Origin of the sequence: Micromonospora sp. NPDC005174 (genome assembly GCF_040608495.1) — a bacterium.
In the GTDB taxonomy this organism is placed as follows: Bacteria; Actinomycetota; Actinomycetes; order Mycobacteriales; family Micromonosporaceae; genus Micromonospora.
Genome location: NZ_JBEXIJ010000021.1, coordinates 1 through 25,326, shown reverse-complemented (window position 1 = coordinate 25,326; position 25,326 = coordinate 1). Strand labels below are relative to the sequence as shown.

General features: G+C 69.4%; 22 protein-coding genes. 9 read left to right on the top strand and 13 right to left on the bottom strand.

What is annotated here, in order from left to right; genetic code table 11:
• The first annotated feature begins 92 nt into the window (after positions 1-92).
• Positions 93-1,145, top strand: a complete 1,053-nt coding sequence (locus ABZU91_RS22025) for an LCP family protein (RefSeq protein ID WP_355243404.1) — start codon at positions 93-95, stop codon at positions 1,143-1,145.
• 332 nt (positions 1,146-1,477) lie between these two features.
• On the opposite strand, the gene ABZU91_RS22020 is transcribed toward ABZU91_RS22025, so the two are convergent.
• From ABZU91_RS22020 to ABZU91_RS21970, 11 genes are all read right to left on the bottom strand, one after another.
• Complete coding sequence (locus ABZU91_RS22020; RefSeq protein ID WP_355243401.1) at positions 1,478-2,341, bottom strand: TylF/MycF family methyltransferase; 864 nt, start codon at positions 2,339-2,341, stop codon at positions 1,478-1,480.
• A 76-nt stretch (positions 2,342-2,417) separates the two neighbouring features.
• Positions 2,418-4,388: a hypothetical protein gene (locus tag ABZU91_RS22015; protein WP_355243398.1), complete on the bottom strand. Its 1,971-nt coding sequence runs from the start codon at positions 4,386-4,388 to the stop codon at positions 2,418-2,420.
• On the bottom strand, positions 4,388-5,587 hold the full coding sequence (locus ABZU91_RS22010) for a glycosyltransferase (RefSeq protein WP_355243395.1): 1,200 nt from the start codon (positions 5,585-5,587) through the stop codon (positions 4,388-4,390). The genes ABZU91_RS22015 and ABZU91_RS22010 overlap by 1 nt, the downstream gene beginning before the upstream one ends.
• On the bottom strand, positions 5,587-6,534 hold the full coding sequence (locus ABZU91_RS22005; RefSeq protein ID WP_355243392.1) for a glycosyltransferase family 2 protein: 948 nt from the start codon (positions 6,532-6,534) through the stop codon (positions 5,587-5,589). The genes ABZU91_RS22010 and ABZU91_RS22005 overlap by 1 nt, the downstream gene beginning before the upstream one ends.
• Entirely contained in the window at positions 6,531-7,847 is a 1,317-nt protein-coding gene (locus ABZU91_RS22000) for an O-antigen ligase family protein (RefSeq protein ID WP_355243389.1), read from the bottom strand. The genes ABZU91_RS22005 and ABZU91_RS22000 overlap by 4 nt, the downstream gene beginning before the upstream one ends.
• Complete coding sequence (locus ABZU91_RS21995) at positions 7,844-9,004, bottom strand: glycosyltransferase (RefSeq protein ID WP_355243387.1); 1,161 nt, start codon at positions 9,002-9,004, stop codon at positions 7,844-7,846. Before ABZU91_RS21995 ends, ABZU91_RS22000 begins: the two co-directional genes overlap by 4 nt.
• Entirely contained in the window at positions 8,997-10,304 is a 1,308-nt protein-coding gene (locus ABZU91_RS21990; RefSeq protein WP_355243384.1) for a glycosyltransferase family 2 protein, read from the bottom strand. Before ABZU91_RS21990 ends, ABZU91_RS21995 begins: the two co-directional genes overlap by 8 nt.
• Entirely contained in the window at positions 10,304-11,155 is an 852-nt protein-coding gene (locus ABZU91_RS21985) for a class I SAM-dependent methyltransferase (protein WP_355243381.1), read from the bottom strand. The genes ABZU91_RS21990 and ABZU91_RS21985 overlap by 1 nt, the downstream gene beginning before the upstream one ends.
• On the bottom strand, positions 11,152-12,003 hold the full coding sequence (locus tag ABZU91_RS21980) for a class I SAM-dependent methyltransferase (protein WP_355243378.1): 852 nt from the start codon (positions 12,001-12,003) through the stop codon (positions 11,152-11,154). The genes ABZU91_RS21985 and ABZU91_RS21980 overlap by 4 nt, the downstream gene beginning before the upstream one ends.
• A complete protein-coding gene (locus tag ABZU91_RS21975) occupies positions 12,000-13,565 on the bottom strand; it encodes a lipopolysaccharide biosynthesis protein (RefSeq protein ID WP_355243375.1) in 1,566 nt (521 codons plus the stop codon). Before ABZU91_RS21975 ends, ABZU91_RS21980 begins: the two co-directional genes overlap by 4 nt.
• Positions 13,558-14,511, bottom strand: coding sequence for a sugar transferase (locus ABZU91_RS21970; RefSeq protein WP_355243372.1), 954 nt, complete (start codon positions 14,509-14,511; stop codon positions 13,558-13,560). Before ABZU91_RS21970 ends, ABZU91_RS21975 begins: the two co-directional genes overlap by 8 nt.
• A gap of 357 nt (positions 14,512-14,868) precedes the next feature.
• On the opposite strand from ABZU91_RS21970, the gene ABZU91_RS21965 reads away from it, so the two are divergent.
• Entirely contained in the window at positions 14,869-15,921 is a 1,053-nt protein-coding gene (locus tag ABZU91_RS21965) for an NAD-dependent epimerase/dehydratase family protein (RefSeq protein ID WP_355243369.1), read from the top strand.
• Positions 15,922-15,947: 26 nt separating this feature from the next.
• On the opposite strand, the gene rfbD is transcribed toward ABZU91_RS21965, so the two are convergent.
• On the bottom strand, positions 15,948-16,880 hold the full coding sequence (gene rfbD / locus ABZU91_RS21960; protein ID WP_355243366.1) for a dTDP-4-dehydrorhamnose reductase: 933 nt from the start codon (positions 16,878-16,880) through the stop codon (positions 15,948-15,950).
• Positions 16,881-17,061: 181 nt separating this feature from the next.
• Here rfbD and ABZU91_RS21955 point away from each other — a divergent pair, with 181 nt between their 5' ends.
• The 6 genes from ABZU91_RS21955 to ABZU91_RS21930 all read left to right on the top strand — a co-directional run bounded on the left by ABZU91_RS21955 (position 17,062) and on the right by ABZU91_RS21930 (position 23,685).
• Positions 17,062-19,440, top strand: a complete 2,379-nt coding sequence (locus tag ABZU91_RS21955; protein ID WP_355243363.1) for a discoidin domain-containing protein — start codon at positions 17,062-17,064, stop codon at positions 19,438-19,440.
• Between the two features lie 231 nt (positions 19,441-19,671).
• Positions 19,672-20,067 (top strand): hypothetical protein, encoded by a 396-nt coding sequence (locus ABZU91_RS21950; RefSeq protein WP_355243360.1) that lies wholly within the window; start codon positions 19,672-19,674, stop codon positions 20,065-20,067.
• Between the two features lie 285 nt (positions 20,068-20,352).
• Entirely contained in the window at positions 20,353-20,700 is a 348-nt protein-coding gene (locus ABZU91_RS21945; RefSeq protein ID WP_355243357.1) for a hypothetical protein, read from the top strand.
• 233 nt (positions 20,701-20,933) lie between these two features.
• On the top strand, positions 20,934-21,488 hold the full coding sequence (locus tag ABZU91_RS21940) for an HDIG domain-containing metalloprotein (RefSeq protein WP_355243354.1): 555 nt from the start codon (positions 20,934-20,936) through the stop codon (positions 21,486-21,488).
• A 308-nt stretch (positions 21,489-21,796) separates the two neighbouring features.
• The gene (locus tag ABZU91_RS21935) at positions 21,797-22,237 is read left to right on the top strand and encodes a discoidin domain-containing protein (RefSeq protein WP_355243352.1); all 441 of its coding nucleotides are present in this window, start codon (positions 21,797-21,799) and stop codon (positions 22,235-22,237) included.
• Between the two features lie 419 nt (positions 22,238-22,656).
• Complete coding sequence (locus ABZU91_RS21930; RefSeq protein WP_355243349.1) at positions 22,657-23,685, top strand: hypothetical protein; 1,029 nt, start codon at positions 22,657-22,659, stop codon at positions 23,683-23,685.
• A 262-nt stretch (positions 23,686-23,947) separates the two neighbouring features.
• On the opposite strand, the gene ABZU91_RS21925 is transcribed toward ABZU91_RS21930, so the two are convergent.
• The gene (locus ABZU91_RS21925; protein ID WP_355243346.1) at positions 23,948-24,805 is read right to left on the bottom strand and encodes a hypothetical protein; all 858 of its coding nucleotides are present in this window, start codon (positions 24,803-24,805) and stop codon (positions 23,948-23,950) included.
• A 266-nt stretch (positions 24,806-25,071) separates the two neighbouring features.
• Here ABZU91_RS21925 and ABZU91_RS21920 point away from each other — a divergent pair, with 266 nt between their 5' ends.
• Complete coding sequence (locus ABZU91_RS21920) at positions 25,072-25,263, top strand: hypothetical protein (RefSeq protein WP_355243343.1); 192 nt, start codon at positions 25,072-25,074, stop codon at positions 25,261-25,263.
• Positions 25,264-25,326 lie beyond the last annotated feature (63 nt).

The following is a 25,326-nucleotide window of genomic DNA, read 5'->3' as shown; positions in this document are numbered from 1 at the left end:
TACCCCTTAAGTGGTTGACGCTGTTGGTCGGCCAGCATCCCTTGCTCCGCAACAGATTCGATGTCCCGACAGGTGGCGCAGAGGTGGTCAAGATGGTGACCGGTTACCCCGGCAGGACGGGCCCGGCGGCAACGTCCCGATGGCGGGCGATGGCGGGCTGGCAGAAGGCCATGATCGGGTTGACCCTGGTCTTCGCGGTGCTCTGCGCGGGCCTCGTCACGGTCGGCTTCGGTCTGAAGCACCGGTACGAGAGTCGGGTACAGCGCGAGGACATCCTCGGACAGGGCACCGCGCCCCACGACGAACGCCGCTGGGAGTCGGGGCCCCTCAACCTGCTGCTGCTCGGATCGGACTCGCGCGACGGTGAGCCTGATCAGGCTCTCTACCCCGGTCAGCGGTCGGACACGCTCATGCTGGTGCACGTCAACGCCGCCCGGGACGCGGCCACCGTCGTCTCGATTCCCCGGGACAGTTACGTCGACGTCCCCGCCGCCAAAGGGGTCTGGTCCGGCGGACTCAACAAGATCAACGCAGCGTTCGCCTTCGGCGGCGCCGCGCTGGCCGCCGAGACGGTCGCCAAGCTCACCGGTCTGACCCTGGACGGGGTGCTGGTGGCCAACTTCGCCGCCGTCCGCAAGCTCGTGGACGCGGTGGGCGCCATCAACGTCTGCCTGCCGTACCCGGTCACCTCCTCGGACACGGGGGTCACCTGGACCGCCGGCTGCCACGACCTGGACGGCAGGGCCGCCGACGACCTGATGCGTCAGCGGCACGGGGTGCCCGGCGGCGACTTCGGGCGCATCTACGACCAACAGTTGGTGGTCCGTGCCCTCGCGGAGCGGATCAGCGCGACGAGTCTGCTCACCAACCCGACCCGACTCGACCGGGTGCTCACCACGGCGGCCGAGTCACTCATCGTCGACCGTGACCTCAATCTGGCCGACCTCGCCCTCGCGGTGCGCCGGGTGAAGCCCGAGACCGTCCAGTTCGTCACCGTCCCCTTCAGTGACCCCAATCTGCAGACCCCGGCCGGGTCCGCGGTACGGCTGGACGAGGTGAAGGCCCAGGCTCTCTTCGCGGCCGTGCGCGAGGACCGGGTCACCCAGTGGCTCGCGACCAACCCGCAGACGGCGCCGGCCAACTGAGCCGCGCCGCACCTCCGTAGGAGGCGGACACGGCATTGAGCGGTATACCTCAGAGGAATGAATATGACTCTGAGGTATACCGCTCGACTCACTCGTCTAGGCCGTCTGTCAAGGTCCTCGGTCGAGCCGAGGGGCGGACGGCGGACACCACAATGAGGGTGATGCCTGTGAGGCATCAAGATGACTCACAGGCATCACTCTCAATGGAGCGGGCGGCTCCGATCCGGCCGGACCACGGGCCGCGAGCGGCGGTTCACCAGCGGCCGAAACGGCCGGTCCTCTCGGCCTCCGCAGGCCGGCCAGGGGCTTTGACACACGGCCTAGCAGTACAGCTAGCGCGACCGCTGCCAGTAGCGGCACGTCCAGTCGACCTGGTGCAGCTCGTCCTCGATGCCGTGCTCGGCACGGAAGTCGTCCACGGCCTGCTTGCATCCGCGTACGGCGTGGTAGTCGTCGATGATCACGTACCCCCCGACCGACAGCTTCGGGTAGAGCGAACGAAGCGCCACCATCGTCGAGTCGTAGAGGTCCCCGTCGAGACGCATCACCGCCAGGCGTTCCACCGGAGCGCTGGGCAGGGTGTCCGAGAACCAGCCCTTGAGGAAGCGGACCTGGTCGTCGAGGAGCCCGTACCGTTCGAAGTTCGCCTGCACCTGCTCCTGCGACACGGCCAGGAAGGGCACCTGCCACAGCGCGTCCTCGACGTCCTCGACCCGGCGGGGGTCCGGCTTCGGCAGACCGCGGAACGAGTCCGCGACCCACACCGTGCGGTCCCGGTCGCCGTAGGCGCGCAGCATTCCGCGCATGAAGATGGTCGCGCCGCCCCGCCAGACCCCGGTCTCGATCAGGTCGCCGGGTACGCCCCGGTCCAGCACGTCCGCGATGCACTGCTCCAGGTTGTCCAGCCGGCGCAGGCCGATCATCGTGTCGGCCTCCGGCGGCCAGTCCCGGCCGTTGGCCCGTGCCTCCGGGTCGAACGGGAACTGGAGCACCAGTTCCAGCCCCTTGCGCTGCAGCAGATGCCGGCCGCGCTGCAGGAGCCGGCCGTGCAGGGAACCCCGGCGCGGCTGGTAGGGCATCCACGTCTCGCGGAAGACGTATCTGGTCAACGCCTTCTTGAGCAGGTCGCAGTAGAGCGCACGGGGATCGTCCAGCATCCGGTCGGATGACTGGGTCGGCGCCAACATCTCACTCATCGGCAATCTCCTTATCGGTGTCTGTGATCGGCAACTGGCGGTCCGATGGGGCGTGCGGCCAGCCGTCCCTCGTGCGTCAGCCCCAGCGTTCGGAGTCGCCGACGGCGACTGCCCGGCGCAGCACGATGGACGTGGACGAGAGTCGTTCCGTACTCGGTCGCCCGGCGGGCAGTAGCTCCTGCCCGTAGGACGACCACCGACCCGTCGGGTCGGGAATGGGTGTCTGCGGCGACGACGGCGACGCGACGGACTCGGTCATCGCCGTCCGCCAGGTCGCCTCGGGCCGGGCCAGTGGCCGGCCGAGCACGCTCACTCCGGCGGCGCTGCCCCGGGTCGGCGACCCATCCGCCTGTCCGGGTTGGACGCGCGGCGTCGCCGCCTGCTCGGGGCGCTGCGGGACGTCGGTCACCACCGGGTTGGGCTCGGTGATGGCGTCCTCGACGCGGGTGGACACGAACGCCGCGTGGGAGGCCGGCGACCGCTCGGCCGGGGCGGTCCGGTCGGTCGGCGTCGACCGCTCGACCGGAGTCGGCCGTTCGACCGCGGTGCCCTCGACCGTCTTGCCGCTTCCGGGCGCGCGACCCGATCCGCCCGGCTCTGCGGCCTGCCGGCGATGCCGACCGCCACTGCTACCCGACGAGTCCTCGACGAGCGCGCTGACCAACTCCCGGATGACGGCGCCCGACCTCGCGGACGGCAGCGACAGCGTGTCCTGGACGGCGTCCAGAGGCGGGGCCGGTTGTTGCGCGGCCGCGCGGTTGTCCGTCCGCGCCTCCGCGCCGATCACCACGACACCGGCCAGGGGAAGTCCGAGGCGCTGGACGAGCCGGGCTGCCCGCGTACCGTCGTCGAGGTTCGTCCGGCCAGCCCGGATGACCAGCAGCACACCGTCCGCGTGCTGGGCGAAGGCGGAGATCTCCCGTCCCGCCAGGATCGGCGGCGCGTGCACGAGTACGCAGTCCTCGTCCTCGCCCAACGTGTTGAGAAGCCCGCCCAGGTCGTGCAGGGCCCGCGTGTCGGCGCCCTCGCGGGGCTCGGCCGGCAGCACCGTCAGGGTGGGGAAGTCGACCAGACGCACCGGAGAGCACTTCTGCGCCAGGACCTGCTGCCAGGTGTGTGGCGCCTCCGGGAAGTGGCCGGACAACACCGGGTCCCGTACCGCCCCGTCCACCAGGGTGGCCCGGCAGTGCTCGTCGGCCAGGCCGAGACCGAGCAGCGCGGTCACCAGCGCCTTGCCGTCGTCGTCGTGGGCGCTGGTGACCAGCAGCCTCCGGCGTGGCAGCGGGGCGGTGAGCACACTGAGCGTCGAGATCGTGGCGCGTACGGCGTCGGTGACGTCGGTGCGCGCGTAGAGCGCGCTGGCGTGGTGGCGGGAGAACCGGCGCGGTAGCTTCGGCAGCACGCCGAGGACCGGCAGGCCCAGGCGCGTCTCGACCTGCCCGACGTCGCGTAGTCGACTGTCGAACCGGTCGCGTAGGAGCGTCGCGCCCCAGCCGGCCAGAAGCCCGGCCAGGGCCCCGAGCACGCCGTTCAACATCGGTTTCGGGAAGGCGGGGATGGCCGGCGTGCTGGCGGTGTCGAGCACCCGGGCGCTGATTCTGGTCGGGCCGCCCATCTCCAGTTTGCTGAGGCGTTCGCTGGCGGCACGGGAGGCCACGTTCGCGATAGCGGCGGCCTGCGCCCCGGAACCGGCACTCGCGTGCACGGTGATGATCTGGAGGCCGAGTTCGTACTCACCGCTGACGTGGCCGAGTACCGCGTGCTCGGGCAGTCGCAGCGTGCGCGCCGTCTCGATCGCGACCTCACGGGAGCCGACGAGCCGGGCGATGGTGGGTGTGAGGTTCTGCGCGAGAGCCAGGTCCGCGGGTCGGCTCTCGTCGGTCTGTTCGGCGCTGACCAGCACGGACGCCTCGGCCTCGTAACGGGCCGGTAGGAGTGCGGTGACCCCCTGGGCGGCGGCCAGGCCCGCGCACAGGCCGATCAGCGGTACGCCCACGCGGCGCCACGAGGCACCGAGCAGACCCTTGACATCTATCGACGCGCTCATCAGGCGATTGCCTCTCTTGTTGAATGCCCGGCCTCGGCGGGCGGAGTGCGAAAGGGGCGGGTGGGGGACAGCAGCCCGCGCCAGGTGGCGCAGAGGGTGTCGGCGATGCGGTCCCAGTCGAACTCGGCGTCCGCTCGGTGCAGCCCCTGGTTCGCCAGCCGGCCGGCGAGTGAGGGATCGTCGCGCAGTAGCGCGAGGCGGGCCGCCAGCGCGGGTACGTCGCCAGCGGGGAAGATCAGGCCGGCGTCGCCCACCACGTAGGGAATCTCGCCGACGTCGCTGCCCACGACCGGCACGCCACAGGCCATGGCCTCGACCAGCACCCGGCCGAACTGTTCGCGCAACGGGATGCCGACCCAGGGCAGGGTGTTGCGCTGCACGACCTCGACCGACGGCATCGCCAACGTGTCCATCCGGTTCAGCAACCCGGGCAGTTCGGCGTGCCCGGCCCAGCCGTGCCGGTGCACCCGGCCGGGCCGTCGCGCGGCCGCCCGTTCGATCTCGCCGCGCAGGCTGCCGTCCCCGACCAGCGACACGTCGCAGTCGATCAGCTCGGCGGCGCGCAGCAGGTCGGTCACGCCCTTGTGCGGCTCGAACCGTCCGACGAATCCGACGGTGAACGGGCGCATCGCCGGATCGGTGGGCAACGGGCGGAAGACCCGGGTGTCCACACCGAGCGGGACGATCGTGGCCGGGCCGCGGTAGCCCTTGACGCGCAGCACGTGCAGCGCGGCCGGCGTGATCGGGAAGGCGTGGTCGACGGACAGATAGGACTGTCGCTCGATCCGGGGAAAGGGCACCGGGAACCGGGTCACAACGTTCTGCGCGGCGTACAGGGTGGTGGGCACCCCGGCCCAGCAGCGTTGACGCAGCCGCAGGGCCTGCCAGGTGGTGAGGTAGGCCGCCTCGCCGATGACATGCAGGATGTCGGGGCGGGTAGTGGTCACGTCGTGGCCGCCGGGGACACGGAACAGCACCGAGGCCATGTGTCCGGTCAGCGACTCGCCGAGCAGGTGCGGGACGACGTGGTACCGCAGTCGGCGGTGTCGCGCACTGAGCCGGGCCAGCTCGCGTCGTGTCACCGGAGACACGTCCGCGGCGAGTACGGTCAGGGTGACGTCGGGCTGTTCACACAGCACGTCGAACAGGTCCGTCCAGTGTTCGGTGCGCTTGCCGGCCACCGTGATCAGGACGTGCATCACGCTCCTCCTCTCGTCTCTCCTCGGGTGACCGCGATCCGGCCGATGCGGGTCCAGGCCCGCAACCGCGCCGTCCCGGCTCGGGGTTGCAGGGGCATCCGCACACCGGCCAGGCCGATACCGATCAGGGCGCGCAGCAGCACGACACCGCGTACGGCGTGCAGGGTGCCGGCTCGGTGCCGGGCGAAGTACCGCAGCATGCTGCGGTACAGGTGGGGCCAGATCCAGGCCGGATCGGAGCTGCTCGCGCCACCGGTGTGCAGGGCGGTCACCGACGGCACGTACAGCACCTCGGCGCCGCGCCGGGCGGCCTGGAGGCACAGCTCCTCGTCCTCGTAGTACAGGAAGTAGCCCTCGTCGAGCCCGCCGACCGCCTCGAACAGGTCGGTGCGTACCGCCAGGCAGGCCCCGGAGACCCAGTCCACCGCCACCGGCTGCGCTCCCCGTACGCAGGCGTCGTAGGCGGCCCGGCGCTGCCGGCCGCTGAGCAGCCGGCGCAGCGCGACCGGCGCCAGCGAGCCACCGAAACGGCTGGCCAGCACCGTGCCGAGGGACTCGAACCGGTGCGCGCTGATCGCGATCCGGCCGTGCGCGTCGACGAGCCGTGGTCCCGCGATGCCCACCGACTGTCGACTCCTGATGACCCGGACCAGCTCCGCGGCCATGCCGGGGGTGACCACGCAGTCCGGGTTGACCAGGAGTACGACGTCGGTGTCGATCCCGGCAGCGGCCCGGTTCACCGCGCTGGCGAAGCCGGTGTTGGTGGTGCTGGCGAGGACCGTCACCTCCGGGAAACGGTGTCGGACGAGCGCGACCGTGCCGTCGGTGGAGGCGTTGTCCACCAGTCGTACCGGCAGTCCCTCCTGCCGCAGCGCGGTCAGGGCGGCGACGATCTGCCGCTCCGAGTTGTGGGTCACCACGACGGCGGTGGCGTCGGCGTTACTCATACCGTGACTCCCGTCCGGTGCAGCGGACGGTGCAGGAGCGGCGCTCCCGCGAATCGTCGGAGCGGCGCACCGTCCCGTTGTGCGGCAAGCAGGGTCAGTGCCGGCAACAGGCCCAGTTCCCAGTGCCCGTCGGTCGGCGCCGCGAAGACCGCGGCGGCCAGGAAGCCGCAGGACAGCGCCGCGAACGGCAGGGTGATCCCGTCCCGGCTGCGCAGGCCGACGCGGATGCTGCGCAGGATCGGCCAGAGCACGAGCAGGAGGCCGACCAGTCCGAGGTTCGCCAGTACCGTGACGTAGAAGGCGTGGTAGACCGGCCCGACGTCGGTGAGGGTGAAGCCCGACAGGTAGACGCCCGGCGTGCTCTGGCCGAGGCCGGCGCCGACCAGCGGCTGGTCGGCGAAGACACCCAGGCCCACCGACGACTCCGCACCCCGGTAGCCGGCCGACTGCGCCAGGCCCTTGGCGATCTCGCCGGCCCGATCCCGTACCCCCGGTTGCAGGGCGAGGACCGCCGCCACCGCGACCGCGGCGGCGGCGGTCGCGGCCAGGCCGGTGCGGACGGCCCGACCACCACGGACCAGCATGACCAGCAGGGCCAGCGCGGCGGCGAGCCAGATTCCCCGGTACGACGCCAGCAGGACGTCGACGGCGAAGAACCCGGCGAGCAGGAGGACGCCGTTGCGGCGCCACCCGCGCAGTCGACCGGCGGCCCAGATCAGCGGCGGGACCGCCATCAGGGTGATGAGTCCGCCGTGCCGTCCCGGCGTGGTGACCGAGAGGGCGGTGAAGGTGCCCGCCAGCACCACGTACAGGACCCCGGCCGCCAGGATCCGCCGGGCCGTGGTCAGGGTGTGGGTCGCGACGAAGAAGTACACCGGGATCGTGGCCATCTGGTACGCGGCGACCAGCACCTCCCCGGAGCGGTTGCCGACGGCCAGGCCGTAGACCGCGGCCACGACGGTCAACCCGATGAGGGTCAGCATGCCCAGGTCGGCGGGGGTACGCCGAGTCGGCCCCTCCACCCGCAGCCAGTGCCGCACGGCCAGCGCGGCACCGCCGGCGGCCAGCAGCAGCACCTTCACCGCGATGAATCCCCGGACGTCGCCGCCGCTGAGCACGGCACCGATCACGGCGCCGCCGATGATGCCGACCGGCAGCACCGCCCAGGGCCAGAGCAGGAAGACGCCACAGGCGAGTACGCCGGCGGCGGCGGCCAGTCCGACCGGCCCGGGCAGCAGGGTGACCACGGTGACCAGGGCACCGAGCCCGGCGCCGCCGAGGAGCACGGTCGGTGCGACGATCGGCACTCTCATCGCGGCAACCCCGCCAGCAGTGAGCGCAGCCGCACACCCCGGATCGACCAGCTGTTGCGGGTGGCGACCGCCCGACGTAGGGCCACCTGCTCGGGGGCGTCAGCACCGTCCAGCGCAGCGTCGATGGCGGCGGCGAAGCCCTCCGCGTCGTCGGCGAGGGCGATGACGTCGGCCAGTGCCCGCAGCGCGGGCAGCGGTGTCGCGACGACGGGCTTGCCGAGGGCCAGGTACTCGTAGCACTTCTTCGGGTGCACGTAGTCGACGAGGCTGCCGACCCGGTAGGGGATGACGGTGACGTCGCAGGCGCGCAGGATGTTCGGCACCTCGGCGAAGCCGACGGCGTCCACCAGGTGCACGTTGGACAGGTGCAGCAGCGGGGCGCGGCCGGCACGGGTGGACGGGCCGATCAGCACGAAGGTCCACTCGGGGTGCGCCCGGGCGACCTCGGCGACCAGGTCCCCGTCGAAGGCGCGGGTGTCGACCGCCCCGCTGTAACCGATCAGTGGCCGGCGCATCCCGGTCAACCAGGGCGCGACGGGGCCGTCCGGCGAGAAGTGCTCCGGATCGCATCCGTTGGCCAGCACCACGGGCGCGGGGTCGACGGCGGGCATCCGTTCCGGTAGCGCGCTGGACGAGGCGAGGACGAGGTCGGCCGCGCCGACGGCGGAGTCCAACGCCCGCCGCAGGTGCCGACGGTTCCAGCGTCTCGTGAACGTCCAGTCCAGGTCGGTGGCGTCGTACACCACGGCGGACGCGTCCAGTCGGGCGGCGACCGGCGCGGCCAGGTCCTCGTCCAGCCACAGCAGTCGTACCGAATCGGCATGCCGGCGGAACCAGCGGCGGAGCCGGAGCGCGGCGAACCAGCGGTTGATCCGGTTGACCGGCGGCAGGTGCCGGCCGAGCGGCAGCAGCGCGGGCCCGGCGCACTGCCACAGGCCGTCGGCCACCTGGCGGACGCGCAGCCGCCAGCGGGGGAGGTGCCCGGCGGGATCGACGAAGAGCACCCGGTGGTCGACGGTCAGCTCGCGCGCCAGGGCGTGCTGACGGTGGGCGCCGTTGGCCCACGGGGTGCCGCTGAAGACGACCACCCAGTCCCGGTCGTCGGTGACCGTGGAGTCGTCGGTCGGCGCGGATGGGCGAAGCGTGCTCTCAACCACGGCGCGACCCCTGCATCGGTCGGGGTGCCACGGTGGGCAGCACCTCGTCCTCGCCGAGCCGGCCCAGCACGGGTCGGGCGCGCTCGTCGTCGAGCCGCAGCAGGCGAGCGCCGGCCTGTCGGTCCAGCCAGCGCCGCAGGGCGCCGGCCGCGATCCGGCGGTTGATCCAGTTCACCGGTGGCAACGCGTCACCCAGCGGCAGCGCGGTCGGCGCGACGGCGCGCCAGGCCGTCGAGCCGATCGGGGTCATCTCGCACCGCCAGCGGGGACGACGGCCCGGCGGGTCGACGAAGAGCAACCGCTGCCCGGTCGCCAGCTGCTCCAATTCGGTCTGGTGTCGTTCGACCGACCAGCGGTTGCGGCTGAACAGCACCACCCAGTCGCGGGTGTCGCCGTCGGGCAGCGGACCGACGTCGCCGCGCAGGGCGGCGAGCAGGTCGGCCATACCCAGCTGGACGTGTCGGCCGAACAGCCGCTTGACCAGGTGGTCGACGAGCAGGACGGCCTGGAACACCGCCATCCGGTGCCGGGGTTGGGTCGTCCGCAGGTAGCCGACCATGCTGCCCAGGAGGTGTCGGAAGCGGATGGCCGGCCCGAGCAGCCGGCAGGACGCCCCTCGGCTGTGGGTCACCACCGCGTCGGGGAGCATCCACAGTTGGTGACCGGCCTGCTGGAGCTGACGGGCCAGGATGGCGTCGTTCCAGTAGACCGGGAACGTCTCGTCGAAGATGGTCTGTCGTCCGAGCACCGAACGGCGCAGCAGCATGCAGCTACCGGAGGCGAGTTGCCGGGGGCGGCTGAAGTCCTCGCCGCGCATCTGGAACCGGTGCAGCGCCTGGCGGAACCCGGGCACGCGGCGCAGCGCGGTGACCAGCGCGATGCTGGCGGCGAAGCTGGGCTGCTGAACGTAGTGCTGCTGGAATGTGCCGTCCGGGTTGAGGTACAGCGGGCTGACTCCGGCCACGTCCGGCCGTTCCCGCAGATGGTCGACCATCCGGGACAGCGCGCCCGGGTGGAACCGGATGTCGCTGTTGAGCAGCAGGACCAACTGCCCGGTCGACCGCCGGTACGCCTGGTTCACGGCGGCTGCGAAGCCGGTGTTGTGGCTGTTGCGGATCAGGCGGACCCGAGGTTGGTCGGCGAGCATGTCGGCCGAGCCGTCGGAGGAGGCGTTGTCGACGGCCACCACCTCGTAGTCCAGGTCGGCGGGGGCGGTCGCGGCCAGCGACTCCAGGCACTGCCGGGTCTGCTCGCGCGTGTTCCAACTGATCAGCAGGACCGACAGCAGTGGGGTGCCCATCACGACACGCTCCGGTCGTCCCGACGGGCGAAGATCCGCAGCAGGTCGCCGAGCCGGCTGTGCGTCACCCGGGGTGAACGGCTGGCGGCGACGTCGGCGACCAGGAGGTTCCGTGCGTTGCGCAGTCGGGCAGCCGGTCGCCAGTAGAACCGCGAGAAGACCGTGTCGTGGGAGATGACCCGGAAACCGGTCTCCACCAGCATCTGGGTGAGCGTGTCCGGGGTGAAGTGCCACCGGTGGTACGCCGGAGCGATGGCGGGCCAGTCGGTGCCGAGTCGGTGGGCGGCGGCGGAGGCGATGTTGGGGACTTCGAGGGCGAGCCAGCCGCCGGGGGTGAGGGCGGTGTGGGCGGCATGGAGGAAGGCGCGGGGGTCTTGGACGTGTTCGAGGACGTGGAAGGCGCAGATGGTGTCGGCGGTGAGGGTGGGTGCGATGGTTTCGAAGTAGCCCTGGCGGACGGGCATGTGGAGGTGGTCGCGGGCGTACTGGGCGGCGGCGTGGCTGACTTCGATGCCGGTGGCGTTGATGCCGGCGTGGTGGGCGGCTTCGAGGAAGTAGCCGCCGGCGCAGCCGGCTTCGATGAGGGTGGTGGGTCGGGTTGCCGAGAGCAGCCACCGCAGCCGCCGGGCGGCCTCGAACCGGCGTTGACCGGCCGAGGCGAAGTACTCCTGGTACCCGTCGGTGGTGTAGTACGCCTCGTCGTACAACTCCTCCGGGTCCGGCGCGTCGCCGGCCGTCCAGACGAAGCCGCAGTCGGGGCAGCTCCACAGCAGGTCGCCGAGCGTCGGCGAGTGCCCGCCGGCGCGGCCGCAGAGCCGGCACCGGACCAGCTCGATCCCATCAAGTTTCATCGGGTACTCCGTCGGTGTTGTGGCGTCCGGGCGATCACCCGGAGCAGGTCGCCGAGGCGCGGATGGGTCAGCCGCGGTGAGCGGAGCCCGATCAGGTCGGCGGGTAGGAGGTGTCGCGCGTGCCGCAGCCGGTAGCGCAGCGGCATGTAGTAGCGGAAGACCGCCGTGTCCTGCCGGACCACCTCGAAGCCGGCGTCGGTCACGAGCCGGGTCAGCGTCGCGGGGGTGAAGTGCCAGCGGTGGTAGCGCGGCTGGAGGCCGGGCCAGTCGGTGCCGAGTCGGTGGGCGGCGGCGGAGGCGATGTTGGGGACTTCGAGGGCGAGCCAGCCGCCGGGGGTGAGGGCGGTGTGGGCGGCGTGCAGGAAGGCGCGGGGGTCTTGGACGTGTTCGAGGACGTGGAAGGCGCAGATGGTGTCGGCGGTGAGGGTGGGTGCGATGGTTTCGAAGTAGCCCTGGCGGACGGGCATATGGAGGTGGTCGCGGGCGTACTGGGCGGCGGCGCGGCTGACTTCGATGCCGGTGGCGTTGATGCCGGCGTGGTGGGCGGCTTCGAGGAAGTAGCCGCCGGCGCAGCCGGCTTCGATGAGGGTGGTGGGTCGGGTTGCCGAGAGCAGCCACCGCAGCCGCCGGCCCGCCTCGAACCGGCGTGGTCCGGCCCGGAAGTAGTCGTCGTAGCCGCCGTCGGCGAAGTAGTCCTCGTCGTAGCGCCCGTCCGCCTCGGCCTGCTCCTGCGCGGTCCAGGCGAACCCGCAGGCCGCGCAGCGGCGCAGCAGCCCACCGAGTTCGGGTCGGTGGTCCTGCCGCGGCCCACAGACGAGGCACCGGGCGGTACTGCGGTCCACGCTCATCGCGGGCCACCTGCCGTCGGGGCCAGGACGGCCGAGGGAGCACGCAACAGCCGGCGCAGCCGCGTCCGGTCGCTCGCGCTGAGGTGTCCGCCGACGGCCAGCAACGCGGCGGCGACGAGCAGGGTCAGGCCCGCGCGGCTGGAGACGGCGAGGGCGGCGTCGAGTCGCCCGGGGCCGTCCGGCAGGTAGCGGCTCGCCGCGCTGGCAACCAGTCCGGCCGCGACCGCCACGGCGATCGGCGGCCAGATCACCCGTACCAGCGGCGTCAGCCGCCGGGCCGTCGCCGCGTGGAAGTAGACCAGGAAGTACGCGGTGCTGAGCACCACGGCCAGGGCTGTCGACAGGGGTACGCCCAGCGGCCCGCAGAGCCAGATCAGCGGCACCGTGAGGGCCACATTGAGCACGACGGAGAGCAGCACGTACCGCGTCTCCAGCCCGGGTCGGCCCTCGGCCCGGGCCATGATGGTGGTCGCCCCGCTGATCAGGTTGAGGGCGTAGGCGGGGGTGAGCACGAGGATGTTCACCGTGGCCCAGGGGACCTGGTGTCCCAGCCAGAGCCGGACCAGTGGGTCGGCGCTGACCATCAGGGCCGCGGCGGACGGGGCGAGGAACAGCGCCAGGTATCGGGTGGCCGCCAGGTAGAACCGGTCCGACATGCCGGCGCCGCGGTTGACCGAGCGGGCGACAGCGGCCGGGAACAGCACGACGAGGGCGAGACTCGGTGGTAGGCGCAGCAGGTTGAGCAGGCGGCTGCCCAGGTCGAAGTCGCCGGCGACGGCGGGGCCGAAGACCCCGGCGAGGACGAGGCGGTCGAGTTCCACGTTGACCATGCCGGCCCCGGCGGACACCTGCACCCGCATGCCGTAGCCGCCGATCCGGCGTGCGTCGGGCAGGCCCAGCCGTCCCCAGCGTGGCGACAGGTCCGGGCGTTGCCGGTGGGCGGCCCCGGCGAGCAGGAGCGTACGGATCGCGCCGGTCGCGGCGGCGGAGGCGGCCAGCGCCGCCAGGCCGCCGCCGAGGCGTACCACCAGGATTGCCAGTGCGGCGCCGAGCACGGCGGTGCTGGCGCTGATCGCGGCGAGCGACCCGTACCGCTGGCCGCCTTCGAGCACGGCACGCCAGGGCAGCTCGACGGCACCGGCCACCAGGCCGAGGACCAGCCAGAGCGTGGCGTGCCAGGCCTCGTCGGCGAGGTCGCCCAGCCGCAGCAGCCCGGTGAGCCACGGCCAGCAGACGCCGAGCGCCCCCACGGTGAGCAGTCCGAGCAGCGCGGCCCAGCCCAGCGTCAGCCCCTGTAGCCGGCGCACCAGGTCACGGTCCGCCGCGCTCACGGCCTTGGCGACCTCGCGCACCAGCGCGGAGCCGAGTCCGAGATCGACCAGTGCGGCCATGGCCAGCAGGCCGGCCAGCACGATCCAGACGCCGAATTCGCGGGACCCGAGGCTCTGGTAGACGACCGGCACCGAGACCAGCCCGGACACCGCCATGACCACCCGCGCGCCCAGCATGCTGGCCGTGTTGCGGGTGACCCGGGTGTCGACCGTGTCGGTGGCGCTACCCACGGGGGAACCCCCGGAACAGCTCGACGACGGTCAGCAGCAGCAGGGCCAGGTCGACCCGCATCGAGCGGCAGTTGAGGTAGAGCAGGTCGCAGCGGAGTTTGTCCTCCACGGTGGCCGCGTAGCCGCCGGTGAGCTGCGCGATGCCGGTCAGCCCCGGACGGATCAGGTGCCGCAGGTCGTAGTGCGGCAGGCGTTCGAAGCCGGCGATGAACTCCGGGCGTTCGGGGCGTGGGCCGACGAGGCTCATCTCGCCGCGTACGACGTTCCACAGTTGGGGCAGCTCGTCGAGACGGGAGCGTCGTAGCCAGCGTCCGAGCCGGGTGATCCGGGCGTCGTCCGGCTGGGCGAGGACGGGTCCGGTGGCCTGTTCCGCGCCGACCCGCATGGTCCGGAACTTGACCAGCCGGAACAGCCGGCCGCCCGCGCCGACGCGCTCCTGGAGGTAGAACGGCGGACCGGTGAACGAGACCACGGCGGTGATCGCCGCGATCAGCGGGATCACCACGACGGCGCTGAGCAGGATCACGGCGAGGTCGAAGGCCCGCTTGAGGCGTTCGTGCCGAGGTCGGCCCGCGCCGGAGCCGAGGCGGATCCAGGGCAGCCCGCCGAAACGGGCCATCGCCGGCGCGCGCAGCAGGCCGTAGACCGGTCGTGCCAACACCAGGATCTCGACTCCGGCGCTCAGGCAACTGGTCATCAGGCGCTCGTCGACGCTCTCCAGGGAGTGCTTGAGCAGCAGCAGTCGTGGGCGGACACGGGTGAGGACCGCCGCCACGTCCTCGGCGCGCGGCGGCATCGGCAGCCGGGCGGCGACGTCGAACTCCTCGTCGAGCCGGTCGGGCACGGCAGCGACGTCGTTCGGCTCGATGACGACCACGCGTACCCGCCGGCTGCTCTGATCCGGCCTCGGGGCCCGCTCGCGCCGCTCGGCGCGGTGGACGGACACCTGGTGGACTCCCGCCGGTGACCGCGACACCGCACCGATACCGGTCGGGACGTCGGCGCGGTGGAGCGACGCCGGAGAGTGGCCCGCAGCGATGGGACCCCGGGTCTTCCTCAACGCGTCGACCTCCTCGGTAAGGGACTCGCGGGCATGCCAGCCAGCACCCCGGGAGCAAGTCTCAAGGACAAAAACCCCAAGAGGGTCAAAACGACAAAAAAAGGATTCTGGGGACGAGCATGGCTATATGACGGCAACCTGGGTGGTGAAAGGTTCCCTTTCAGGCGTTCTAGGTCCGCGCTGATGGCCCGAGCCCGGGTTGTCGGCACCGACCGACGGCCCTGTCGTACCGAGGAGTTCCAGATGGTCCTGCCAGACATCGCCGTCGGTCCCGAACCGTCGGCAATCCCGGTGCCCCGTCGCGTTCTGGTGGTCGGCGGCGCCGGCTTCATCGGCAGCCACGTGGTCGCCCGGATGATGCTGATGGGAAGCGAGGTGCGCGTCCTCGACAACTTCACCACCGGGCGGTTGGAGAACCTCGCCGACGCCGCGTACGGCGGGCTGACCGAGGCCGACGTGGTGACCGGCGACATCCGCACTCCAGAGGGGCTGGAGATCGTGCACCAGTGGCAGCCCGAGGTGGTGGTGCACCTGGCCGCGCAGCCCAGCGTTCCCGCGGCCCGCCGCTCACCCCTGTACGACGCCGACGTGAACGTGTTCGGCACCGTCAACGTGCTCGACGCCTGCGTCCGCAGCGGGGTACGGCTGGTCATCAATGCGGCCAGCAGCGCCATCTTCGGCGGGGTCCCCGCCAACGAGCTGCCGATCCGTGAGGACCACGCGATCGCGCCGGTCAGCCCGTACGGCATCAGCAAGGCCGCCGCCGCGCACTACCTCGACTGGTACGGGCGGCAGCACGGCCTGGCGTACACCTCGATGGTCTTGGGCAATGTCTACGGCCCCCGGCAGGAGGGCGGCGACTGCGGTGTCGTGTCCCTCATGGCGGATGCCCTGGTCCGTGGTCGGCAGGTGGTCATCTACGACGACGGCGCGCAGACCCGTGACTTCATCCACGTCAGTGACGTCGCCGAGGCGGTTGCCGTCGCCTCGCACCACCCGGGGGCGGGGATGGTCAACATCGCCTCCGGGCGGCAGACGAGCATCAACGAGGTGTACGACGCCGTCCGGGACGCGTGCGGCGTGGAGGCCGCGCCCCGCTACGAGCCGCTGCCCTGGCCGGGGGAGGTACGCGCCATGGCGCTCGACATCCGCAAGGCCCGTGAGCTGCTCGGCTGGTACCCGAAGGTCGGCCTCACCGAGGGTGTGCGGATGACGGTGCGGGACGCCCGTCGTCGCCACGGCGGCCGGGTCCTCACCCAGGCGCGCGACCTCGACCCGGTGGCGGCGACCCAGTAAGGCGTCGGGACGCCCGCGCCGTGCGGTTACCGCCCCGACGTCTCGAGGCGCGGTGAGCGGGCGCGGGCGGTCCCGGCGAGAGCGGCGAACACCGGTGTCCGCAACGCTTCCTCGAGCTGCTCCCGCCACGGCGCCTGCGGGCTCACCCCGGCCACCCGCCACCGCCCGTGCCCCAGCACGCCGTAGGCGGGACGCTGCGCGGGGCGGGGAAACATCGTGTGCGACACGGGCTGGACCCGCTCCGGGTCCAGCCCGGCAAGGTCGAACAGCGCACGGGTCAGGTCGTACCAGGTCGAGTGGCCCGTGCTGGTGCCGTGGTAGATCCCCGGCGGTGCCACCCCGGCGTGGGCCGCCTGGCCCAGCTCCACCAACTGCCGGGCCAGCGCCCGGCTCCAGGTCGGCTGGCCGGTGTGGTCCGCCACCGCCCGCACCACGCGGGACTCGGCGGCCTGGGCGAGCATGGTGGCGACGAAGTTGCGCCCGTGTTCGCCGTACAGCCAGGCAGTACGGACGATGTACCCCTGCTCGGGCAGGAACTGCCGCAGCGCCTCTTCGCCGGCGAGTTTGCTCCTGCCGTACGCGTTAACCGGACCGGTGGGTTCGTGCTCCTGGTAGGGGCTGCGGGCGGCGCCGCCGAAGACGTAGTCGGTCGAGATGTGCAGCAGGCAGGCCCCGGAGCCCGCGCAGGCCCGCGCCAGGTGGCCCACGGCCGTGCCGTTGACGGCTGTCGCCTCGTCCTCGGCCTCCTCGGCGGCGTCCACATTCGTCCAGCCGGCGGCGTTGACCACGATGTCGTGGCCCGGCACGAGGCGCGCGACCGCCGCGGGATCGGTGACGTCGAGCGTGGCGTGGTCGGCGACGGTGACGGACGCGCCGGGGTGGTGTGCGAGCGCGTCGACCATGTCCCGACCCAGCATGCCGTGCGCTCCGGTCACCAACCAACGAGCTGCTATGTCCATCAAAAAAGAATAAAACGTACAAAACATCCAAGCGGCACTTTCAAGGCACGAAACATGACAGGCTCGCGCTGCTTCCCGGAACCTGACGAATTTTTGCATCGATAAGTCCCACTCTTGCTGAAGCGCATTCGGAACTGCCACGATGGCCGTCAATGCCTTCCGTCCCGAAGGAGTGGTCCCCATGGCGGTAACCCGCCGCAGGTTCGTCACGTCCGTGTTGGCGGGCTCCGCCCTCGCCGCCGCCTCCACCACGAAGCTCCTCGCCAGCCCCGCCCAGGCCGCCAGTCCTCCCGGGGACGTGGTCGGCAAGGTCACTGTCGGCTACCAGGGCTGGTTCAGCGCCCCCGGCGACTCCGCGCCGATCGGCGGCTGGTGGCACTGGAGCCGCGACCGGTTCCAGCCGCCCTCGCCCAGCAACACCACGATCGTGTCCTGGCCGGACATGCGCGAGTACACGCGCAGCTATCCCACCGCGTACCCGAACCTGGGCAACGGGTCGCCGGCCACCCTCTTCTCCTCCTACGACCAGCAGACCGTGGACACCCACTTCCGCTGGATGCAGGAGTACGGCTGCGACACCGCCGCCCTGCAACGCTTCAACCCGACGGGCGACGAGGGGCCGACCCGCGACGCCATGACGCTCAAGGTCCGCTCGGCGGCCGAGCGTTACAGCCGCAAGTTCTACATCATGTACGACGTCACCGACTGGCTCACCATGCAGTCCGACATCAAGACCGACTGGCTGACGAAGATGTCGACGCACACCGCGTCCAGCGCGTACGCCCGCCAGAACGGCAAGCCCGTCGTCTGCATCTGGGGCTTCGGCTTCAGCGAGCCGAGTCGCCCCTTCACCCCCGGGCCCTGCCTGGAGGTCATCAACTGGTTCAAGGCGCAGGGCTGCTACGTCATCGGCGGCGTGCCCACCTGGTGGCGGCAGGGGATCGAGGACTCCCGCGCCGGCTTCCTCGACGTCTACCACGCGTTCCACGCGATCTCACCGTGGATGGTCTACCGGGCCAGGACCGTCGAGGAGCTGGACTCGTACTACAACAACGTCAACGTCGGCGACATGGCCGACTGCGCGGCCCGCGGCATCGACTATCTGCCCTGCGTGATGCCCGGCGACCTCGCCGGCGGGCACCGCAAGCACGGCGACTTCTACTGGCGGCACATCTACAACATGGTCCGGCTCGGCTCCCAGGGCCTCTACGTGTCGATGTTCGACGAGTACAACGAGGGCAACCAGATCGCCAAGACGTCCGAGACGCAGGCGACCACCCCGGCCGGCGCGAACATCCGGGCCCTGGACGAGGACGGCGTCGCCTGCTCCTCCGACTACTACCTGCGCATCACCGGCGACGGTGGCCGGATGCTCAAGGGCCAGCTCGCCCTCACCGCCACACGCCCCACCCCGCCGACTGTCGGCACCCCGCCCCCGACCAGCGGCGACCTCGCGGCCGGCCGGTCCGCCTCGGCCAGCAGCCAGAACGGATCGTTCACGGCGTCGAACGCGGTGGACTCCGACGCCGGCAGCTACTGGGAGAGCGGCAGCGGCGCGTTCCCGCAGTGGTGGCAGGTCGACCTGGGCGCCAGCCAGCAGGTCAGCCGGCTCGTGGTGCGGCTCCCCGCCGGCTGGGGCGCGCGTACCCAGACCATCACCGTGCAGGGCAGCGTCGACGGCAGCTCCTTCTCGACCATAACCGGGGCCTCGGCGTTCGCCTTCGACCCGGCGACCGGCAACACCGTCAGCCGCACGCTCACGACCACCACGGCCCGCTACGTCCGGCTGAGCATCGCCGGTAACACCGGCTGGCCGGCGGGCCAGCTCGCCAAGGTCGAGGTGTACGGCTCCAGCGGCACCACGGACAACCCGCCGACCGCCCCGAGCAATCTCGCTGTGTCCGCCAAGACGTCGAGCAGCGTCTCCCTGGCGTGGACGGCGTCGACCGACGACAAGGGCGTCACCGGCTACCAGGTACGCCAGGGCGGCGAGGTCGTCGCCACGGTCACGGGCACCACCGCCACCGTGAGCGGGCTCAGCGCGTCCACCTCGTACACCTTCACGGTCGTCGCCCGCGACGCGGGCGGCAACACCTCGTCCGCGTCGAACGCCGTCACGGTGACCACCGACGCCGCCACCAACTCGGACCTGGCCCGCGGCCGGTCCACCTCGGAGAGCAGCCACGTGCAGAGCTACGGGTCGGGCAACGTGGTCGACGGCGACGCCAACAGCTACTGGGAGAGCGCCAACAACGCCTTCCCCCAGTGGGTGCAGGTCGACCTGGGCGCTGCGCGCACGGTCGGGCGGGTGGTGCTGAAGCTGCCGCCGTCGTCGGCCTGGGGTGCTCGGACGCAGACCGTCGCCGTTACCGGCAGCACGGACGGTTCGAGCTTCGGGACGCTGGTCGGGGCGTCGGGGCGGACGTTCGATCCTTCGACGGGCAACTCGGTGTCGCTGACGTTCAGCGCCGCGCAGGCTCGCTACGTGCGGATCACCGTTACCGGTAACACCGGCTGGCCGGCCGGGCAACTGGCGGCACTTGAGGTGTACGCGAGCTGACCGGACGTGGGGCGGCCGCCGGACGCCGACCGGCGGCCGCCCCTCCCGTCAAGCGCCTGGCGATGAGACCACCAGCGATTATCAGACGCCCGAGCAGGTCCGCGCCGCCGGATGCGAGCAGCTGATGGCGCACCTTCGCCGGCATCGGGCCGTGACGCTGCCAAGGTCGCCAATCAGGCGTTGACTGCCGCGGCTGAACAGGAGATCCGCCATCACTGGCACACTCCCCACGTGACTTACGACCTTGCAGTGTGGGAGGGCGAGCAGCCCGCAGACGATGTCGAGGGCAGGCGCATCTTCAGCCAGTTCTACGACGACTACATCGACGCGGACCACGATAGGCCGCCGACTCCTCGCATCCGGGCCTACGTCGACGCGCTGCTTGATCGGTGGATCGACATGACCGAAGACGAAGAGGACGTGAGTCCTTGGTCGGACGGCCCGATGATCAATAACGCCTCGGGACCGATCATCTACTTCGGCATGCGCTACAGCATGTGTGAGGGGGTGTCTGCCGAGGCAGCGAGGATGGCCGCGGACCGAGGTCTGATCTGTTTCGATGTGCAGTGGGACCGTCTCCGACCGGCCGCCGAGGAAGCGTCGGCCGGGCCATCGACGGGCCAGTAACGACTCTCCCTAGCTGGCGCCAGCGGGCACGAACTGTCAACGCGCCAGGTTCCCTCAGGAGGCGATTCCAGGCCTGAACCGGGCCGGAAGATCCGCAGCAATCACCGGTCGAGTATGAGAAGCCGGGACGACGGCTGGATAGCCACTCGTACAGCCACGCCGGCCGACGAACGGGAGCGGGAGCGGGAGCAGCCGACAGACCGTGCAGGTCAGCCGCAACAGCCGACGCCCGTCGATAGACCGCATGATCTTTGCAATGTGGGGGTCAGGTGAAAGGCTCCTAGCGTGACCAGCAGCTACATCGAAGGCACCGAGCTTGACTTGGACGAGGTCAACCGCTTGTTCCAACGGATCCTCGTTGCGGACCGCGCCTACGAGGCGGCAGCCGACCTCTGGGAGGAGGTGGGGCCTCCGGAGCTCGACGACGCGCTGAGGATGAGTCTGTACCTCCAGTGGGCGGCGTTCACTGACTGGGTGGAACTCAAGCCAGAGGAAGAGGAGAAGGCGAGCCTAGAGATGGTTCGTGCGGCTCAAGAATGGCTTGCTCTGGACCTCGCGGACGACGCGGCGTTGGACCGGTACTTCGATCACTGGCTTCACGCGGTTCTTGGGTACGCTCGCCGGTCGACATGACATCGGCTGCGCGTCGCCTCGGCCCTGACGTGGCAGTCCGCATTTATTCCGCAATAGGTCGACGGACGGCGAGGGAGTGGTGAGAGATGTCGAGGCGCTTCCGCTGTCAAGAGCCGACTCTGGCAGGTCGCACGATCACCCATCTTGATCTCGTACTGAGTAGGCCGCCGCACCTTCGTATCAGGGCGTTTCGAGGGCGTCAGGGGCGCCGGCCAGGGTTCTAGACTTCCCGCGTGAGTCTGTCCTCCGGGTTAGCCGAGACAACTTCGCAGCGTCATCTGCAAGATGCCCTACCCCGTCGCTGGCTTCATGTGAAGGCAGTGGCGGCGAAGGCGGAAGGGCTTGCACGCCTGGTCGGAGATGATGCGGAGTTGCTGACGGCGGCTGCTTGGCTGCACGACATCGGGTATGCCCCCGACGTCGCCGACACGGGTTCCCACGCGCTTGACGGTGCGCGATGGCTTCGGAGTCATGGCTTCGGAGACCGTGTCGCTGCATTGGTCGCCCACCACTCCTGCGCTGTCCACGAAGCAGACGAGCGCGGTCTGGGACAGGCCCTAGCCGATGAGTTCCCGCGCGAGGAGACGGCGACCTCGGATGCACTCTGGCACGCGGACATGACGACTGGCCCGGACGGCCAGGACCTCACCGTCGATGAGAGGTTGGCGGAGATTCGGCAGCGCTATGGGCCGGACGATGTCGTGACGCGGTTCCGGCTGAGAGCTGAGCCGATGCTCCGAGATGCCATCGGCAGGACTCAGCGTCGACTGTCAGCTCAGCCGACGTAATGGACCGAAAGTCGCTGCATCCGTGGTCGACCCTGAGTCGCATCGACGTGTACATCGGCAGCCGGTCTAGTTGGTCACGGGCCATCCACACCAGAGAAAAGACTCAATCGCTGGTCGTCGGATCGCCGTAGAGGTATCGGGCGCGGAAGCATATCGAGTTACCAGGTGCGCCAGGGCGGCACGGTCGTCGCCACGGTCACGGGCACCACCGCGACCGTGAGTGGCTGGCTGCGTCCACCTCGTACACCTTCACCGTCGTCGCACGCGACGCGGCCGGCAACACCTCGTCCGCGTCGAACGCCGTCACGGTGACCACCGACGCCGCCACCAACTCGGACCTCGCCCGCGGCCGGTCCACCTCGGAGAGCAGCCACGTGCAGAGCTACGGCTCGGGCAACGTGGTCGACGGCGACGCCAACAGCTACTGGGAGAGCGCCAACAACGCCTTCCCCCAGTGGGTGCAGGTCGACCTGGGCGCTGCCCGCACGGTCGGGCGGGTGGTGCTGAAGCTGCCGCCGTCATCGGCCTGGGGTGCTCGGACGCAGACGATTGCCGTCACGGGCAGCACGGACGGTTCGAGCTTCGGGACGCTGGTTGGGGCGGCGGGGCGGACCTTCGACCCGTCGACGGGCAACTCGGTGACGTTGACGTTCGGGGCCGCGCAGGCTCGTTATGTGCGGATCACCGTTACCGGTAACACCGGCTGGCCGGCCGGGCAGTTGGCGGCACTGGAGGTGTACGCCAGCTGACCGGACGTGGGGCGGCCGCCGGACGCCGACCGGCGGCCGCCCCTCCGGGGCAGCAACCCTATCGGATCAGGGGCGAACATTTTGCCAGGATGGAACTCCCGCCATCGGCCTACATCGCTTAGAGCGAAGTCGCCGGCCATGATTCCGACTTCCCCTCTGGCCTGCGTCGAGACAGGTGAATTCGAACCGCCGGCCCTTTGACCCCCAAAGATCGGCAACGCGATGTGGTTCAGCTCGACCCGCTGGTCAACGGTCCGCTAGTGGTCGCCATGGTTCGGCACGGTGTCATCGGTTGCTGTACATCGCTGCTGTACCCGCGCCCGCCCGTCGGCGGCGCTCCATGGCGGGCAGGTGCAATCACCTGAGGCTCGGACATGTCGCAAGACCAGGGACTGGACTGCCTGTGCAAGCATCTAGGCGTGACCGAGACGCCAGAGGATCTTGTCACTGAGACACGCTCCGACAATCTTGCTTCGACGGGGCCCGACAGTCTCGTACCCATCGAGGAGTTGCTTGAGGACGGGCTGGAACGACTAGCCGACGCCGTCTCAATAAATCGGAACATTGCTTCCGACGCTACCGATAAGATCTGTAATCATGTAGCAAAACTGCGCATCTCCATTAAAAGAGTCTTCGAGGACGATGAAGAGTCAATCGAAGCACATAACGAGCTGGCGCGCCTCGACAAAGCAATTCACTCGACCGAAACGCTTGCTCTCTATGGAACAATGCATGAGGTTGTATCCTCGATTTTGGCGATATCCAAGATTGCAGCGACGGCCGTGCAGTGCAGCATCGACTTCACGCAGCATTTCGAATTTAGTCGGAGGGCTGCGGAATTCGAGCGAGAGAAGATTCTGCATGGAATTGAAGATCTCGACCTTCTCCTGACGCGGTCGGAGCTATCAGAGACTGCCCGGGAAGTGCGCCGTATAGCTGGAGACGTCCAGGAGGCGGCCGGAGATGTCGCGCAGAGCGAGCTTGCTGCACACTACCAGGAAGGGGCAGCCCGCGAAGGTCGGCGCTACCTGCACTGGAATGTCCTGTTCGGCACGTCCATCGTCGCGTCCGTCGCGCTCGCCTCATTTCTGATCTCCCAAACCCCCCAGGCGAACTGGACAGCGCAAGAGACGACGAGGATCACGATAGCTATCCCCTTGCTCATATTTGCAATTCATTCGTCACGCCAATCGCGGTTTCACCGGGATGCGCAAGCGGCATTGGGGCTTGTGGCGGTCAAGTTGAAAACCGTACGAGCGTTCGCAGATTCTCTCGACCTTGAGAACCGCCAAGAACTGCTGACGACGTTAGGCAAAAGCATTTTTAGTACACCTGAACAGTCAAACTCCTCGGACACCGGCCAGTCTCCGATAACCGTTCCGGAGCTGATTGATCTTCTCCGCGCGCGTAATCCCGCACAAAGCATTGCCGGGGATGCGAGTAAATGATCGGCAGTTGAGGTACGACAAAGGAACCATCTCGATCTTCGGAGATGGCCCCTCACCTGAGTCGGGACGGCCGGATTCGAACCGACGACCCCCTTGACCCCCAGTGATCGTCAACTTGGTCCCATTTGGGTCACAACGCTGGTCCATGGTCTGATGGTGGTCGCCATGGTTCCGCTCGGTGTGGTCGGTTGCTGTACTTCGCTGCTGTACCGTTCGACCGCATCGGCCGGCGTGTCCCCCTACCCAGGCGGCCCGTGGCTGCCTATTTGAAAAAATCAAGAAGCAAAGCCAGTGTTGCGACAATCAGCGCCATTGCCGAGATCAGGACGGCGTTGAACTGATGATCACTCTGTCTGAACGTCAGCCAACCTGCCTTCAAAGCGACTCTTGCCTCCTGCCGCAGCTCTCGAAAGTACATCGGGACAAGTCGAGAAGGAGAGGGAAGGGCGACTGGCTGCGGGACAGCGCCGAAGAGAGGAGTCACTCGCAAGCTGCTTGCGCGGATGAAGCGAACGATCGTCGGGGCAAAAATCGCATACACGAACCAGGCGAACCCTGCTATATACAAGAACAGCAGTGCCGGAACTCCTAGCTGCCAACGTCCAGAGGCGATAGCCCACGACGCGGCGATCGGGGGTAAGAGCACCGGCACCCAAGTCAGCATGACCAGATAGATCACGCGCATGCCAGCGTTCATCAATTTCGCTGAAACGATCTCTTTGACGATTTCATCGAACCAAGAGGGAACAGCCTCACCGATCCCCTCGAAACTCAGCAGCAGATTGCGGTCAAGTTCGCGATCCTTGCCCAGCGTTAAAACGGCCGCGCCCTCAGACGATTCAAAACGCGCCTCCATGATGTAAATCTTTCCCCGCGGCGCATGCATCGCAAAATCTGCAATGGAGTTCGCCTCAAAGTTACGGACGACCCTAATCGAAGGGCTTTGCGCGGAGGGGTTCGAAGCCGTTACCGTGTACGTCTCCCGACTAGACCAGGCTAGGGCAATTCGGCGCAGATCGCTCACGGCATCCGCGACAAATTCAAGGTCGGCCAAATTCAAACGGGCCGACGGCATTGTCGCTATCGCGCTAATTGAGCCGGGTCTCAGTTTCTCGCTCACGCGCCACAGTGTACGTATTGGTAGGACGGTGCCGGCCGTCCCGCTTCCTGTCGCAAACCCGACAGGTCTCCGGGCGGCGGGTTCGTCTTCCTCGATGAACCCTGTGCCGGAGACCTCGCGATCTATCGATCACTGACACACCGTAACCTACTTCGAGACGCAGCCTAGCGGCTTCGCCGCAGTCCGGGTCCCGCTCGCTAGTCACGGCAGCCATAGACTGGAAATGCGCGGTCCAAATGGGACCGGACGTAGTTGACAGGAATCTGATGGCCGTACCAGCAGGCAAGGACTCAGTCGCGTGGGTCGACGGCGTGGTCCTCTACCGCGACGACGTTGAGCGGCTTGCCAAGATGATCTCTGAGCACCTGCCGGAAGATCTTCGAAGGATCTCGGTGAGATATCGGAACCGGGATGCCGTTGAGGAGAACGGGTCTGCTGCACCGATAGGTGACATCTGAGATGGCTTGCCCTGTGGGCGAGCTGGAAGGATGTCGCTGTGCCCAAGCCCTACCCCCGAGAGT